The 14589-nt window shown below is 61.7% G+C and carries 14 protein-coding genes; 7 read left to right on the top strand and 7 right to left on the bottom strand.

Annotation, left to right across the window (positions count from 1 at the left end; all coding sequences use genetic code 11):
- Positions 1 to 378: 378 nt before the first annotated feature.
- The 5 genes from LC354_RS22135 to LC354_RS22115 form a co-directional block, all read right to left on the bottom strand.
- On the bottom strand, positions 379 to 819 hold the full coding sequence (locus tag LC354_RS22135) for a hypothetical protein (protein WP_223427966.1): 441 nt from the start codon (positions 817 to 819) through the stop codon (positions 379 to 381).
- A 152-nt stretch (positions 820 to 971) separates the two neighbouring features.
- Complete coding sequence (gene metG / locus LC354_RS22130; RefSeq protein WP_223427964.1) at positions 972 to 2684, bottom strand: methionine--tRNA ligase; 1713 nt, start codon at positions 2682 to 2684, stop codon at positions 972 to 974.
- Between the two features lie 74 nt (positions 2685 to 2758).
- Positions 2759 to 3994 carry an MFS transporter gene (locus tag LC354_RS22125; RefSeq protein ID WP_223427969.1) on the bottom strand — a complete coding sequence of 412 codons (1236 nt, stop codon included), beginning with the start codon at positions 3992 to 3994 and terminating at the stop codon, positions 2759 to 2761.
- Between the two features lie 65 nt (positions 3995 to 4059).
- Positions 4060 to 4644 (bottom strand): YceI family protein, encoded by a 585-nt coding sequence (locus LC354_RS22120; RefSeq protein ID WP_223427958.1) that lies wholly within the window; start codon positions 4642 to 4644, stop codon positions 4060 to 4062.
- Positions 4645 to 4707: 63 nt separating this feature from the next.
- Positions 4708 to 5349 carry an ImuA family protein gene (locus tag LC354_RS22115; RefSeq protein WP_223427950.1) on the bottom strand — a complete coding sequence of 214 codons (642 nt, stop codon included), beginning with the start codon at positions 5347 to 5349 and terminating at the stop codon, positions 4708 to 4710.
- Between the two features lie 128 nt (positions 5350 to 5477).
- Between LC354_RS22115 and LC354_RS22110 the strand changes: the two genes are divergently transcribed.
- Positions 5478 to 6521, top strand: a complete 1044-nt coding sequence (locus LC354_RS22110; protein ID WP_223427949.1) for an aldo/keto reductase — start codon at positions 5478 to 5480, stop codon at positions 6519 to 6521.
- Between the two features lie 150 nt (positions 6522 to 6671).
- On the opposite strand, the gene LC354_RS22105 is transcribed toward LC354_RS22110, so the two are convergent.
- The gene (locus LC354_RS22105) at positions 6672 to 7619 is read right to left on the bottom strand and encodes a GlxA family transcriptional regulator (RefSeq protein WP_223427948.1); all 948 of its coding nucleotides are present in this window, start codon (positions 7617 to 7619) and stop codon (positions 6672 to 6674) included.
- Between the two features lie 71 nt (positions 7620 to 7690).
- On the opposite strand from LC354_RS22105, the gene LC354_RS22100 reads away from it, so the two are divergent.
- From LC354_RS22100 to LC354_RS22085, 4 genes are all read left to right on the top strand, one after another.
- Complete coding sequence (locus tag LC354_RS22100; protein WP_223427947.1) at positions 7691 to 8605, top strand: BKACE family enzyme; 915 nt, start codon at positions 7691 to 7693, stop codon at positions 8603 to 8605.
- Positions 8602 to 9183, top strand: coding sequence for a lipocalin/fatty acid-binding family protein (locus LC354_RS22095; protein ID WP_223427946.1), 582 nt, complete (start codon positions 8602 to 8604; stop codon positions 9181 to 9183). Before LC354_RS22100 ends, LC354_RS22095 begins: the two co-directional genes overlap by 4 nt.
- Positions 9184 to 9252: 69 nt before the next feature.
- Complete coding sequence (locus tag LC354_RS22090; RefSeq protein WP_223427945.1) at positions 9253 to 10728, top strand: carnitine 3-dehydrogenase; 1476 nt, start codon at positions 9253 to 9255, stop codon at positions 10726 to 10728.
- A gap of 62 nt (positions 10729 to 10790) precedes the next feature.
- Positions 10791 to 11489: an SDR family oxidoreductase gene (locus LC354_RS22085; protein ID WP_399204132.1), complete on the top strand. Its 699-nt coding sequence runs from the start codon at positions 10791 to 10793 to the stop codon at positions 11487 to 11489.
- Positions 11490 to 11546: 57 nt separating this feature from the next.
- Here LC354_RS22085 and LC354_RS22080 read toward each other — a convergent pair whose 3' ends face one another.
- Positions 11547 to 12407: a helix-turn-helix domain-containing protein gene (locus tag LC354_RS22080; protein WP_223427944.1), complete on the bottom strand. Its 861-nt coding sequence runs from the start codon at positions 12405 to 12407 to the stop codon at positions 11547 to 11549.
- A 108-nt stretch (positions 12408 to 12515) separates the two neighbouring features.
- Between LC354_RS22080 and LC354_RS22075 the strand changes: the two genes are divergently transcribed.
- Positions 12516 to 13445: a fatty acid desaturase gene (locus LC354_RS22075; RefSeq protein ID WP_223427943.1), complete on the top strand. Its 930-nt coding sequence runs from the start codon at positions 12516 to 12518 to the stop codon at positions 13443 to 13445.
- 16 nt (positions 13446 to 13461) lie between these two features.
- A complete protein-coding gene (locus LC354_RS22070) occupies positions 13462 to 14364 on the top strand; it encodes a DMT family transporter (protein ID WP_223427942.1) in 903 nt (300 codons plus the stop codon).
- The last annotated feature ends 225 nt before the right edge of the window (positions 14365 to 14589 follow it).

The raw sequence follows: 14589 nt of genomic DNA, 5'->3' as shown, positions 1-14589 counted from the left end.
AAGGCCTATATCAAATGGGAATGCCAGGATGCGTGATCATGCCAAATCCGAATTTCCAGACGTGGGGTTGCTCAATCTTCATCGACCGCACGCGGGCTTGGCGCATTCTTACCGGGACTGCCCCATAGGAGCGCGCACCGCTCGCGCCGCTTTATCAAGATCAAATGAAACGTTCGTTTTTCCATTTGAGTTCGAATTTTGCTGGAAAGGGTACATCATTGGTTGAAATGGCACTGAATTGCACACCAATTCGTTGTACGAATTCACTCCAATTCAAACGACACCCAACCGAGTGATCCCGACTGTGCCATAGCAGGTGATCGGTGCATCTTTGACGGGCACAACGCGCAGTGAGCTTTTGTCAAAATTCAACGCTTCTTACGTAAAGCACCCTTTTTGACGCCCGGCCGCCGTCAACGCTTCGTAGTTGCCCTTCAGTGACGCGATCTGAGGTTCCAGGTCGGATCCAGCTGCTACGAGAAACGCTGCGGGCCAGAACAGGACCAGCGCAACACCTGTCGCGACGGCATCATTTGTTGCCTTTTTCTTCTGTGCGCCGGACAATTCATTCACCTTATTCACGACGCTATTTCGCTCGGCAACAATGGACTTGCAACTATAGCTAGAATATGTCGACGGGCTTACATATGTCGCCTGGATCTTTTCAGGCTGGCTGGCACAGGCCCCCAGAAGGCTCAATGCAATTGCACCAACGAGTGATTTTCCGACAAATGAAGTCATGGCCTTGCCTTTTGTTTGATACGTGTTTGTTGCCTGCATAGAGCTTTGGTTGAACGCTCTCTTTTGAGCCGTTGCCAAAACGCTGTGGTTCTTTGTCGGCGACCTTACGATCAAACATGTTAAAATGACGTTTTGCCGACATGGCAAAACTTGGCCATTAGCTGAGTGACCGATGGCAAACTTGCATCTTTGACCGCCGCCTCACGTCGCGACTAAAGACGGCAAAACTCTCACTCCCGAACACCCGAAAACTGCGCTGTCCATTCTTCGCGCTGATCATCGGTGACCTTTGCAAACAGGTTATCCGGTACGGTAAACGCGTGACCCTCGGGCAATTGCGTCAGAGCCGCGCGGGCGCTGGTGGGCCAATCAGTGTCGCCGGGCTGCATCGCATCTTGCATCCTCGTGGCCGCGTCCGGGATGAACGGCGCCGACAGCACCGCATAGAGTGCGATCAGGTTCAGGCCGAGGCGGATTTGCATCGCGGCTTTGGCCTCGTCCTCTTTGATCGTCGCCCAGGGCGCCGCCGCTTGCAGGTATTCATTGCCGGCCACCCAGATTGCCCGCAACTCCTGCGCGGATTTGCGAACTTCCATGGCGTCCATCATCTCGGAATACTTGGCGATGCGGGTGTCCAGATTTGTGATCAATTCCTCTTCCTGCGGGCCGAACGTGCCGCCGTCGGGCACCGTCTCGCCAAACTTCGAGCGGCAGAACTTGGTCACGCGACTGGCGAAATTGCCCAGCACGTCCGCCAGATCCTTGTTCACACCTTGCTGAAACAGCTCCCATGTGAACTCGGTATCCGATGTTTCGGGGCAGTTCGACAAGAGCCACCAGCGCCAGTAGTCGGCGGGCAAGAGCGCCAGCGCCTGATCCATGAACACGCCGCGCCCCTGGCTGGTGCTGAACTGACCGCCTTCGTAGTTGAGGTAATTGAATGATTTCAGATGATCGACCATCTTCCACGGCTCGGCGGATCCCAGGATCGTGGCTGGAAAGCTGAGCGTGTGGAAGGGCACGTTGTCCTTGCCCATGAACTGGGTATAGCGGACGTCTTCGGCACCTTTGTCGGTACGCCACCAGCGTTCCCAATCCGTGTGACCTTGCGCATCGGCCCATTCGCTGGCGCAGGCAATATATTCGATGGGCGCGTCGAACCAGACATAGAATACCTTGCCTTCCATCCCCGGCCACTCCGCATCGCCCCGACGCACGGGGATCCCCCAATCGAGGTCACGGGTAATGCCCCGGTCTTGCAGGCCGTCGCCGTCATGCAGCCATTTCTTGGCAATGGAAGTGGTTAGAATGGGCCAGTCTGTCTTGCTGTCGATCCACGCATCCAGGTCGTCCTTGAGGGCGGACTGGCGCAAATAGAGATGTTTGGTTTCACGCACCTCCAGATCGGTTGAGCCGGACACGGCTGAGCGCGGCTCGATCAGATCGGTTGGGTCGAGTTGTTTGGTGCAGTTTTCGCACTGATCGCCGCGTGCCTTGTCGTAACCGCAGTTCGGGCAGGTGCCCTCGATATAGCGATCCGGTAAAAAGCGTCCGTCAGCGTTGGAATATACCTGTTTTTCGACAACTTCGCGGATCAATCCTTCGTCGGCCAGACGGCCCGCGAAATGCTGCGTCAGCGCATGGTTTTGCGGCGAGGACGAGCGTCCGAAATGGTCGAAAGACAGCCGAAACCCCTTGGCAATCTCGGCCTGAATGGTGTGCATTTCGGCGCAGTATTCCGCAACGGGCTTGCCGGCCTTGGCCGCGGCGAGTTCTGCGGGCGTGCCGTGCTCGTCCGTGGCGCACAGGAACAAAACCTCGTTGCCGCGGGCGCGCTGGTAGCGGGCGTAAAGGTCGGCGGGAAGCTGGCTGCCGACCAGGTTGCCCAGATGTTTGATCCCGTTGATATAAGGAATGGCGGCGGTGATCAGGTGACGTTGCATGAAAGAGCCTTTGGCAAAGTTGCGGCCCGTTTAACAGCGCTGCGGCGCAGGGAAAAGCCCTGCATGTATTTGCATCAGTCGGCCTTGTCGGCGCGGTCGCGGCTGCGGCCGGTCAGTCGCCCGATGATGAAGGATGTGCGCGGCGCGTAGATATAACGCGTTTTCTGGCTGGGAGTGGCGCGGGTGCGCATGCGGGTCAATCCGAAAATGATCAGCGCACCATGCCCGATGGCAATCATCCCAAAGAGTGCGGAGGGGCCATAGGCGTCGATCAGGGCCGAAGCCGTCAGGGGGGCTGCAATCGCACCCAGCGCGAAATAGAACATAAGTGCGGCGGACAATTCGACCCGTTCGGAGGCATCCGCAAAATCATGGGCGTGAGCCGCCGCGACCGAGTAGATCGGAAAGCTGGTCAGCCCGAACAGCCCGGCGGTCAGCATGATGCCTGTGGTTCCCAGGCCCGAGGCCATCACCGTGATGGCGCAACTGGCCATGGCGGCGGCGGACAGCCAGATCAGCACCCAACGGCGGTCGAACTTGTCAGCCAGCCAACCGATGGGATATTGCGCGATCGCGCCGCCCAGGACGAAGGCCGCCAGAAACCACGCGATCTGGCTGGTGCTCAACCCGACCTCTTGGCCGTAGATCGGTCCGACCATGCGGAAAGACGCGCTCGACAGGGCGGCCACCACAACGCCTGCGGCCGCCAGCGGCGAGCGTTGTACCGCCAGTTTGGGGCGCAGGCGCGGTGCGCTGGGTGTTTCAGGTTGCTGTACCGTCGTCAGCGTCAGGGGGAGCAACGCGGCACAGCAAAAGATCGCCAGCAGGTTGTAGCTGATGTAGCTGGCGGGTTCGAGGACACCGATCATGAGCTGGGCCACCAAAGACGCACCCATATCGACCACCCGGTACGTCCCCATCGTGCGGCCGCGTGTGTCATTGGTGACTTTGGCATGGAGCCACGCCTCGACCACCGTGTAGCAGCCTGCGACACACAAGCCCGATGCGACGCGCATGAGCGCCCATGCAATCGGATCAATGATGATCATATGGGCGAGCAGGCCAATAGCCCCGGCAGCGGTAAAGGCCGCAAAGGCCCGCGAATGCCCGACACTGCCCATCAGTCGGGGCGCCCACCAGCAACCGATGAAAAAGCCCAGGAAGTGCGCCGAGCCGAGCATGCCGATCTCTTGGCGGGAAAAATCAAGGGCGAGGCCCGAAAGCGCATCCAATGGCCCAAGCGCGCCAGAGCTGAGCTGCATGAGAGTGACCGAGAAGAACAGGGCCGCGAAGGAAATGAGCGTGCGCATATTGAGGGCACGTTGGCCCATCGGTTGCGCCATGCCTAGCTGTTATTCGACGATGCAGGTCGTTTTCAGACGGCGGCGCTGATTTCAGCGTCGATGTCTATGGTGACGATGGGATCAACCAGGTCGGGATATCCCGAGACGCCAAAGCTGTGCCTGTCAATCCGTGTCGTGAGGGCCACAATCAAGGTGGTCAGGTCATCCGGCGCGGTGCCTGCGGGCCGGAACAGGCCTGCATCAAAGCGCACGGGGCGGGTGATGTCCCGCAAGGTGAGTTGTCCTTCGATCGCGGCCCCGTTCGAGATGCGTCCGTCGGGGCCGAGGATTACGCGGGTGGATTGGAAGCGGGCCAGCGGAAAAGCCTCCGCATCCAGCACGCTTGCCGACTTCAGGGCCTGGGTGGCCAATATCAGCCCGGTCTCGGCCTGTCGCACATCGGCGGTCACGTCGGCGGTGGAGGCTGTGAGAGTGTCCAGATTAACGCTCAGATCGGCGCGGTTGACGGGCAGCGTGCCTTTGATCGGGGTGCCGTTCAATGTGAATGTATAGGTGATTGTCGCGCCGGTGCCTGCCAAACGATAGGGGGTGGGGGCGGCAAGGGGCGGCGTGGCGAGGGTTGCGAGCCCCATGGCAAACAGGGTGCGGCGGTGCATGGGCGGGTCCTTATCTGGTCATGCCCGGCAAATAGCGCGTGGTGATGCCGTTGTCCGCGCCGGTCACGCAGCCTTGATGATCCCCGTGATCCGGGGCAGCATCTGCCCCTTTTGCCGCGCCACGTGCCAGCCTTGTTCCGGCGCCATGCGCGCCCGCAGCCGGCGCAACTGCCACGCGCCCGGGGTGGCCTTGTGATCCGGGGCCAGATGCCAACGGGTTTCGACCCCCTGCGCGCCGCCCATGCCGGGTGTCAGCAGCAGCCCCAGCGGGGCAGGCCTGCCGGTCTTGCCGCCGTTTTCCGCCGCCAGATGCATCCGCCGCACCGGGGTCAGCGCAGGTAGCCCCGGCAGGTCGGCCAAGGCGAGGGTGACCGCCCCGGAGCGCAGCACTTCCTCCATGCTCCACAGCACGTCTTCGGCCCGTTTGGGATGGACCAGGATCAGCCGGGCGGGATCGACAAAGGGCATCACCCCGCAGGGGTTGAGCCGGTCCACCCCCCACTCGGGTGCAATCCACAGGATCGGCCCCGTGGTCTGTGCCGCCAGCCACAGCGCCAAACGGTGCCGGGCCGGTCCGCAGGCCTCGTGTACCCGGCCCAAAGCCAGCCCGTGACCCAGCCCGTACCGGTCGCCTTCGGGCAAAAGCGGCAGGCAGGGGGCGGCGCGTGCAGGGGCGCGAGACAGCAGGGATTGGGGCAATGACATGGTTCCAACATACATGTTCTTATTTTGTTCTCAAGCGGGGCTTTTGCATCTTTTGGGTGAAAATGCCCTTGCAGCCCTCTTCCCGCCCGCTAGGGTCCGCTCGAACATATACACGAAAGGATGAGGGTATGGAGCGACGCGCGCTTGGACGGACAGGAATTGAGGTATCGGTCTTGTGCCTGGGCTCCATGACATGGGGCACCCAGAACACGGCCCAGGAGGGACACGATCAGATCGATCGCGCGCTGGATGCGGGCATCAACTTTATCGACACCGCCGAAATGTACCCGGTGAACCCGGTCAGTGCCGAAACCATTGGCCGGACGGAAGAGATTATCGGGCAGTGGTTCGCGCGCGACAGTCGCCGCAAGGATGTTGTGCTGGCGACCAAGCATTCCGGGTCCGGCGTGGCCTATGTCCGCGACGGTGCAGGGATCACAGCCGCAAGCATCCCGGAAACGATCGAAGGGTCCCTGCGCCGTCTCAAGACCGACTACATCGACCTCTATCAATTCCATTGGCCGAACCGGGGCAGCTATATGTTCCGTCAGAACTGGACCTATGATCCGTCGGATCAGGATCCTGTGGCTGTGCGCCAGAACATGGAAGATTGTCTGGGGGCCTTGCAGGCCCAGGTGGATCGCGGCGTGATCCGCGCCTTTGGCCTGTCAAACGAGAGTGCGTGGGGCACGGCACAGTGGCTGGCGGCGGCGGAGCGGACCGGTGGGCCAAGGGTGGCCTCCGTCCAGAATGAATATTCGCTGATGTGTCGTCTTTATGATACGGACATGGCTGAATTGAGCGTGAATGAGGATGTGGGTCTGCTATCGTTTTCACCGCTTGCGGCGGGATTGTTGACCGGGAAGTATCAGGGGGGGGCCGTGCCCGCAGGGTCGCGGCTGTCGCTGAGCCCCGAATTGGGCGGCCGCAAGACGGACCGTGCCTTTGAGGCGGTCGATGCCTATCTTGCTGTGGCTGCCCGGCACGGTCTTGATCCGGCGCAAATGGCGCTGGCGTGGTGTTGTCGCAGACCGTTCATGTGTTCGGTGATCTTTGGAGCGACAACCATGGAACAGCTTGATATTGCGCTTGGTTGTGTCGACCTGTCCCTGAGCGATGAGGTGATGGCCGAACTTGACGCCACACATCGCGCCCATCCGATGCCGTATTGATTGCAGCGTGATCCGGATGCGCGCCATTTGGCGCGCACGATTCCCGCGACCCCCGACCTGACCTTCCCCTCGGGGGAAGAGAGCCTGTGTCTGGCCGACCTGCTTTGGGGGATGTATAGCGCTGGTTCAGAACGGCCCTTCGGGGAGAGTTCAAGGGGCAAGATGAACATGGGATCCGCCGCGCGCGGCCTTGGGGCTTCGGCCGTGATGCGCGCTATAGGCACGGCTGAAGCTGGATTGTGCACCAAAGCCCGTGGCGACGGCGATGTGTTGCAGCGATGCTGATGTTTGGGTGAGGAGGCTGTGCGCTTCGGCCAATCGCAGCGACAGGTAGTAGGCTTTTGCCGTAGTGCCGAGGGTTTGTTTGAAGTGGTTTTGCAGCGTGCGCGGGCTTAGTCTGAGCCGCGCTGCGATATCCGGTATGGTGAGCGGAGTTTCGAGGTTTTGCTCCATCACAAGATGGGCGCGCTTGACGAGCGGACTGATGGACATGCTGCGCAGATGGCGCAGTTGCGGATCGGTCGGAGCGGGTTGATTGGTGTGGATGAAACCGGCCGCAACCTTTGCTGCAAGATGCGTGCCATGGCGGGCTTCGATCAGGTGCAGCATCATGTCGAGGGCGGGGGCGGCCCCGCCGCTGGTCCAGACTGCACCGTTTGCGACATATCGGGCGTTCACCGTGTCTACGTCAGGGAAGGAAATTGCGAAACTTTCGATGTCTTCCCAATGTGTTGTCGCCTGTTTTCCGTTGAGCAGCCCGGCTTTGGCGACGACCCATGGCCCGCCGTCCATGGCGGCCAGCAGAGTGTTGGGCTTGGCCAATCGTCTGAGGCTTGCCATCAACTGTGGTGTGGATTGCCGTTTGAGGTCGAAACCGGCGACAACGATCAGAACGTCACAGCTGTCAATGCGGTTCACCGGGGCGGCAGGGATTGTGAGGCCGGAGGTCAGGGTGACGTCCTGCGTGTCCGGCGTGGCGAAGTGCCAGTCGAAGACCGGCTTGCCCGCCTGACGATTGGCAGCGCGCATCGGGTCGACCGCTGCGGCGAGCGACAAGGTGTTGGTCTCTTGCAGGACCAAAATTACGACTTTTGTCATGGAACTTGCGCTTTTCGTCAAAACTGGTTCGATAGCTACGTCAAACTGCGCGAAATACAAGGAGGGTGCCCATGCCACTGACGATGAACCGCGAAGTCTTTATCACCTGTGCTGTAACGGGATCGGGGGGCAGTCAGGATCGCAGCCCGCATGTGCCGCGTTCGCCGGAGCAGATTGCGGACAGTGCCATTGCTGCCGCCAAGGCCGGAGCGGCGATTGTGCATTGCCATGTACGGGACCCGGAGACCGGCGCGCCGAGCCGGAAACTTGAATATTATCGGGAGGTTACGGAGCGTATTCGCGCGGCGGATGTCGATGTGGTGCTGAACCTGACGGCGGGCATGGGCGGGGACATGGTGTTTGGCCCGACGGAGCACCCTTTGCCGACGGTCGAGGGGACCGATATGATCGGCGCGTCCGCCCGCGTGCAGCATGTGGCGGAATGCTTGCCGGAGATTTGTACGCTGGATTGCGGCACGATGAACTTTGCCGAAGCCGATTACGTGATGACCAACACGCCCGGCATGCTGACGGCGATGGGGCGGATGATGACGGCGCTGGGCGTAAAGCCCGAGATCGAAGCCTTTGATACGGGCCATTTGTGGTATGCAAAACAACTGGTTAGCGACGGTGTGCTGGAGCCCGATGCGCTGGTGCAGCTGTGCATGGGGGTGCCGTGGGGCGCGCCCGATGACCTCAATACCTTCATGGCGATGGTCAACAATGTGCCGGATGAATGGACCTTTTCGGCCTTTGGTCTGGGGCGCAATCAGATGGCTTATGTGGCCGCTGCGGTGCTGGCGGGGGGCAATGTGCGGGTCGGTCTTGAGGACAATCTGTGGCTGGGCAAGGGCGAGTTGGCGCAGAACTGGCAACTGGTTGAACGCGCGGGCACCATCATCGAAAACATGGGCGCGCGGGTCATTGGCGCGGCGGAAGTGCGCGAGAAACTGGGCCTCGTGAAACGGGCTCCCAAGGCGGTATGACCGGGGGGCACAGCCCGTGCACCGGGCGTGCACCACCTGTGCACCGGCTGCGCGCGCTGCGTTCAGGTGTCGTTTACGGTCTGGTAACCCTGCTGGTAGGTTGTGCGGTGGGTCCGGGGGCACAGAGCTTCCGAGATCAGTCGGTGCCGATCGGGGTCAGCAGCCGTTTTGCGGCGGACCGGTTCGAAGGGTCGTGGCAGGTGCGGGGCGCCTATCCGGGAGATGCGGATTTTTTGAGCGTTGCGCGCCGCGACACGGGACCGGACGCAAGCGTCTGGACGGTGCGATCGCAGGTCTGTCCGGCGGATGCGGCTTGCCGCGCGGAAACAACCGATTGGCCGGCCACAGTGACGCAGCCCGGTGTGGACCGCGTCGATACGCCGGAGGCCGAAGCGCGGCAGGTGGTTGTGATCTGGGTGGACGAAGGGTTTCGCACCGCAGCGGTGGGCGATCCTGCGGGCAGTTTTGCCTGGGTGCTGGACCGCAACACGCAAGGCGGCGCGGACCGGATTGAAGCGGCGCGGCAGGTGCTGGCCTTCAACGGTTTTGACCTGAGCGACATGGAAATGCGGCCATGACGCGGCGCGGCCCATCCGGCGGCCTGGGGCAGGCCACCGCAAGAGAATTTTGGATCAAGGAATGACGACATGACACAGACAGCAGCCATCATTGGCGGCGGGGTGATCGGCGGCGGATGGGCCGCGCGGTTCTTGTTGAACGGATGGGATGTGCGGGTGTTCGACCCGGACCCGGACGCCGAGGCCAAGCTGGCCCCGGTGCTGGCGCAGGCACGGCGGGCTTTGCCCAGCCTCACGGATGTGGCGCTGCCCGAAGAGGGGTCATTGAGTTTTCACGGTGATCTGGCCGAGGTGGTTGCCGGGGCCGACTGGATACAGGAGAGCGTGCCGGAGCGGCTGGAGATCAAGCACACGGTGCTGGCGGCGGTGCAGGCGGCCTGCGCCGAGGCTGCGATCATCGGTTCATCAACCTCGGGGTTCAAGCCGAGCGAGCTGCAGGAGGGGGCACTGCGGCCGGAGCAGATCATGGTGTGCCATCCGTTCAACCCGGTTTACCTGATGCCGCTGATTGAAGTTGTTCCATCGCCTGCGACCGACCCCACGCTTGTGGAAAAGGCGCAGGATATTTTGCGCAGTTTGGGGATGTATCCCTTGCATGTGCGCAAGGAGATCGATGCGCATATTGCGGATCGGTTCCTAGAAGCAGTGTGGCGCGAGGCGCTTTGGCTGGTCAAGGACGGTGTCGCCACCACCGAAGAGATCGATGAGGCCATTCGCATGGGATTTGGCATTCGCTGGGGACAGATGGGGTTGTTTGACACCTATCGCACGGCGGGCGGCGAGGCGGGCATGCGGCATTTCATGGCGCAGTTTGGCCCGTGTTTGACGTTCCCCTGGACCAAATTGACGGATGTGCCTGAATTCACCGACGAACTGGTCGAGTTGATCGCGGGGCAGTCGGATGCGCAGTCGGGCCATATGACGATCCCGCAGATGCTGACGGCGCGGGACAATAACCTTGTGGGCATGATGCGCGCGCTCAAGGCCAATGACTGGGGCGCGGGTGCGGTCTTGAACGCCCATGAGGCCGTGTTGCGGGCGGGCAATGTATTGGGCGCGCATGCGGATGATCTGGAAGATGTGTCGGCGCCGATATTGACGGTGCGCCGGGCGGTACCTTTGGACTGGACCGATTATAATGGTCACATGAACGAGGCCCGGTATTTACACGCCTTTGGCGATGCGACGGATCGGTTCATGGCGCTGATTGGCTGCGATGCGGATTATATCGCCACGGGGGGCAGTTATTTCACAGCCGAGACGCATATTCGCCATGTGGATGAAGTACTGGCGGGGGCGATCATCGAGGTGCGCACGCAGGTGTTGGCGGGGGCAGGCAAGAAGATGCACCTGTGGCACGAGATGTATGAGGGGGACCGGTTGCTGGCGACCGGCGAGCATTTCCTGCTCCATGTGAGCCTTGAGACGCGCCGCCCGTCCGAGCCGTCTGCGGCAATTGTCGCGGCGTTGGAGCGGATTGCGGAGGCCCATGCGGCGTTGCCCATGCCGGATGGGGCAGGGCGCGCTGTAGGGCAACGCCCTTGAAGCGCGCGCGGCCCGTGCGACAGGTGCTGATCACCGCCGGGGCGTCCGGCATCGGGCGGGCCATGGCCGAGGGCTTTGACGCGGCGGGCTTTGAGGTCTGGGTCACGGATGTAGATGCAGTGGCCTTGGGTGATCTGCCGGGCCATTGGCACGCGCGGATTTGTGATGCGGTGGATGAAGCCGCGATGGCAGCGGTTGTCGCGGAGGCCGGGACGCTGGACGTGCTCTGTGCCAATGCGGGTATTGCGGGACCGACTGCGCGGGTGGAGGATGTTGCATTGGAGGATTGGCGCGGCTGTGTGTCGGTCAATCTGGAGGGGGCGTTTCTGGCCGTCAAACATGTGCTGCCGAGGATGAAGGCGGCGGGGCGCGGGTCTGTCGTGTTCACCTCGTCGACCGCAGGCATTTACGGATACCCCAACCGCGCGCCCTATGCGGCGGCCAAGTGGGCCATCATCGGGTTGATGAAGACGGTGGCGATGGAGGCGGGGCCGTTTGGCGTGCGCGCCAATGCAATCTGCCCCGGTGCCGTCGAGGGGCCGCGCATGGAAGGCGTGCTGGCCCGCGAGGCGGCGGCCAAGGGCATGACCCGTGATCAGGTCTATGACGGCTATGCGTTGGGGACGTCGATGCGGTCCTTTGTCGAGGCATCGGATGTTGCGGATATGGCGGTGTTTCTGGCGTCGGATGCGGCGCGGCGGGTGTCCGGCCAGGTCATTGCGGTGGATGGCCACACGGAGAACCCTGATCCGAAGGTGTAGTCGGTGGGCGGGACTGTTTGCTGGCGCAAAGGCGCCCGCCCGCCGACCCATTGTGTCTCAGGTGATCGTGCGGCGCAGTCTGCCGAAATGGTCAGGCATGTCGCGGGCGGTGTAGCTGGCCTGTCGGACCAGTTCGTCGAAGTGCAGGGACAGGGTTTCGATCCGCTCGCGGTCGCGGAAGGCCATGTAGTGGCCGCCGGTGTAGATGACCGCGAGCAGAGGTCCGAAGACGGTGATCGGGGCAGAATAGAGTGCGCGGGCGTCATAGAGGCACAGGCGCAGTCTGGGGTAGAGTTTCGCGGTGAGGTCTTGCAGGTGGTTGAGTTGTTCATGGCGCACATCGACGGGCAGGCTGTGATAGTATCCGCTGCCGTTGGCAAAGCTTTCGACTTCGAAGATCGGCATTGCGATTTCGTAATCTGACTGGGCCGATTGCATCCAACTGAGCCGGTCGCGCGAGGCGTTGATGGCCTGCGTGGTCGTGCGCCCCAGATGGGGTTGGTATTCCCATTCCAGCATGGCCTGCGTTTTGAGCATGTCGGGCAGGCCTGCGGGCACGTGACGGATCTTGTACCCGGCCGCCTCCTGGTGCCAGCTGAAGATGCGTTCGTCGATCAGGGCGCGGGGGGCTTCGGTCAGGGTGAGGGCGGCCGCGCTGAGGGCGGCTGCGCTTTCAGGGCGGTCGGACAGGCCCAGAAGCCAGTCTGCGGAGACACCAAGGGCCTGGGCGCAGGCACCGACCACTTGTGCGCCGGGCAAGCGAGCGTTGTCGCTGGTCAGGGCCTGGCTGATGGTCGAACGGTCGGCTCCGATCAGGCGGGCGAGGGCGCTTTGCGATAGCGACTGATCTTGCATGGCCTGGCCCAGACGGGTGCGGAATTGCTGGGCCCGGATGCGTTTGTCGAGAATGGTACTCATATGGTGGTAACTATCACAGATTGATAGGTTTGTTAACAATATTCAGAATTCGCACCATGCGGTGCCGCAGGTAGTGTGCCCTGAATCCATATGAAATGGCGCCTCCCAATGACCAACTTGCCGTCGTCCCGCCGTCATCCCAAAGAGCGTCCTGCGGGTGTCGAGTGGATCACTCTGGGGCTTTATGCACTGTGTGTGTCGCTGTGGGGTGCGGGCGTGTTCGCAGTGCCCTCGGTATCGCTGGCGCTCGCGGCTGTCGTCATTTGCTTGGCGCTGGTTCTGCACGGGTCGTTGACCCATGAGGTTGTGCATGGCCATCCCTTTCCGTCCTTTCGCCTGAGCGAAATGCTGGTGATCCTGAACCCTGGCCTGTTCATTCCCTACCTGCGATTTCGCGACACCCATCTGGCGCACCATCAGGACGCAAAGCTGACCGACCCCTATGACGATCCGGAGTCGAATTATTTCGATCCGGTGGTCTGGGCGCGCTTGCCCGGTTGGCACTGTCGGGTTCTGGCGTTCAACAATACGCTGTTGGGGCGGATCGTGATCGGGCCGCTTGTGGGGCAGATGGCGTTCATGCGCGCGGACGCAGCGGCGATCCGGGCGGATGATCGGCAAGTGTTGAAGGGTTGGCTTTTGCATCTGCCGAGCCTGATCGGTATTCCGCTTCTGGTCTGGGCGTCCTCTGTGCCGCTGTGGCTGTATTTTGGGATGTGTTACGCGGCAATGACCGTGCTGAAAATTCGCACTTTTCTGGAGCATCAGGCCCATGCGCTGGCCCGTGGCCGCACCGTGATCATCGAAGACCGAGGGGTGCTGGCCTTTTTGTTCCTCAACAACAACTTTCATGTCGTGCATCATATGCACCCGCAGGTGCCGTGGTATCGCTTGCCCGCAGTTTACCGTGCCAATCGTGATCGCTACTTGCGCAGCAATGAGGGCTATCTCTTTACATCTTATCGCGACGTATTCGCCCGGTATTTCCTGCGCGCCAAGGATCCGGTGCCGCATCCCCTCTGGCCCTCGGAGGGGTGATCGCCCATAGAGGCGCATGACACTCTGGATTCCGATAACGCTGGCGGCGGCGCTGTTTCAGACGTTGCGCTTCATGCTGCAACGTCAATTGTCTGTCGGCACGCTCAGCGCAGGTGGGGCGACGCTGGCCCGGTTCCTCTATTCGGCCCCATTGGTGGCGGTGCTGATCATGGCCTATATGGCCTTGACCGGGCAGGCCTGGCCTGAGTTCGGGCTGGAGTTCTGGATCTATGGGGCGACGGGCGGATTGGCGCAGATCATCGCGACCATCTGCGTGGTCAGCCTGTTCAAGGCGCGCAATTTTGCCGTGGGAATCACCTTCAAGAACACCGAAAGCATTATGGCGCTTCTGGTGGGTTGGGTTGTGTTGGGAGATGGCGTGGGGCCATGGGCCATCGCGGCGGTTTTGCTGGGCGTGGTCGGGGTGCTGATCCTGTCGGCGCCGCCGGAACTTGTTCATATCCGGCCCCGTGATCTGATGAACCGGGCGTCGGCGCTTGGGTTGACGGCGGGGTTCCTGTTTGCGGTGTCCGGCGTCACTTATCGGGGCGCATCGCTGAGCCTTGATCTTGACGACCCTGTGGCGCGCGCGGGCCTGACGCTGGCGGCGGTCACGGCGATGCAGACGGTTGCAATGGTTTTTTGGCTGCAATGGCGCGATCCGGGGCAGGTGCGGGCCGTCTGGAACGCCCGCCGCGTGGCCATCTGGGTGGGCCTGATGTCCATGGCCGGGTCGTTTTGCTGGTTTCTGGCGTTCACCTTGCAGAACGCGGCTTTCGTCAAGGCGGTGGGGCAGGTGGAGTTGATATTCAGCGCTTTGGCCTCGGTTCTGGTGTTTCGCGAAGCAGTGTCGGGACGTGAATGGATCGGCATGGCCGTTCTGCTGGCTTCGATTCTGATGCTGATTTCCGTGCTGTGACGGGGCGGACGAAGCGTCCGCCTTACGGGAAGGTGGTGCGCGTGCCTTCTTTGCCGCAAGGCGGTGGCATGCTGCGGACCGTTTCAGGGGCTCTGCCCTCGGCGCTGGCGCGCCTCCGCCTGAATATTTTAGGCCGAAAGAAATGAAGTATACTCGTGCGCCTGAATTGACCTGAGGTTTTCCCCTCAAATCACTTTGTATTCTTTGAGCGATACGACGCGGAAG

This window comes from Tateyamaria pelophila (genome assembly GCF_019966495.1).
Taxonomy (GTDB): domain Bacteria; phylum Pseudomonadota; class Alphaproteobacteria; order Rhodobacterales; family Rhodobacteraceae; genus Tateyamaria; species Tateyamaria pelophila.
This window is presented reverse-complemented; position numbering and strand designations above follow the sequence as displayed.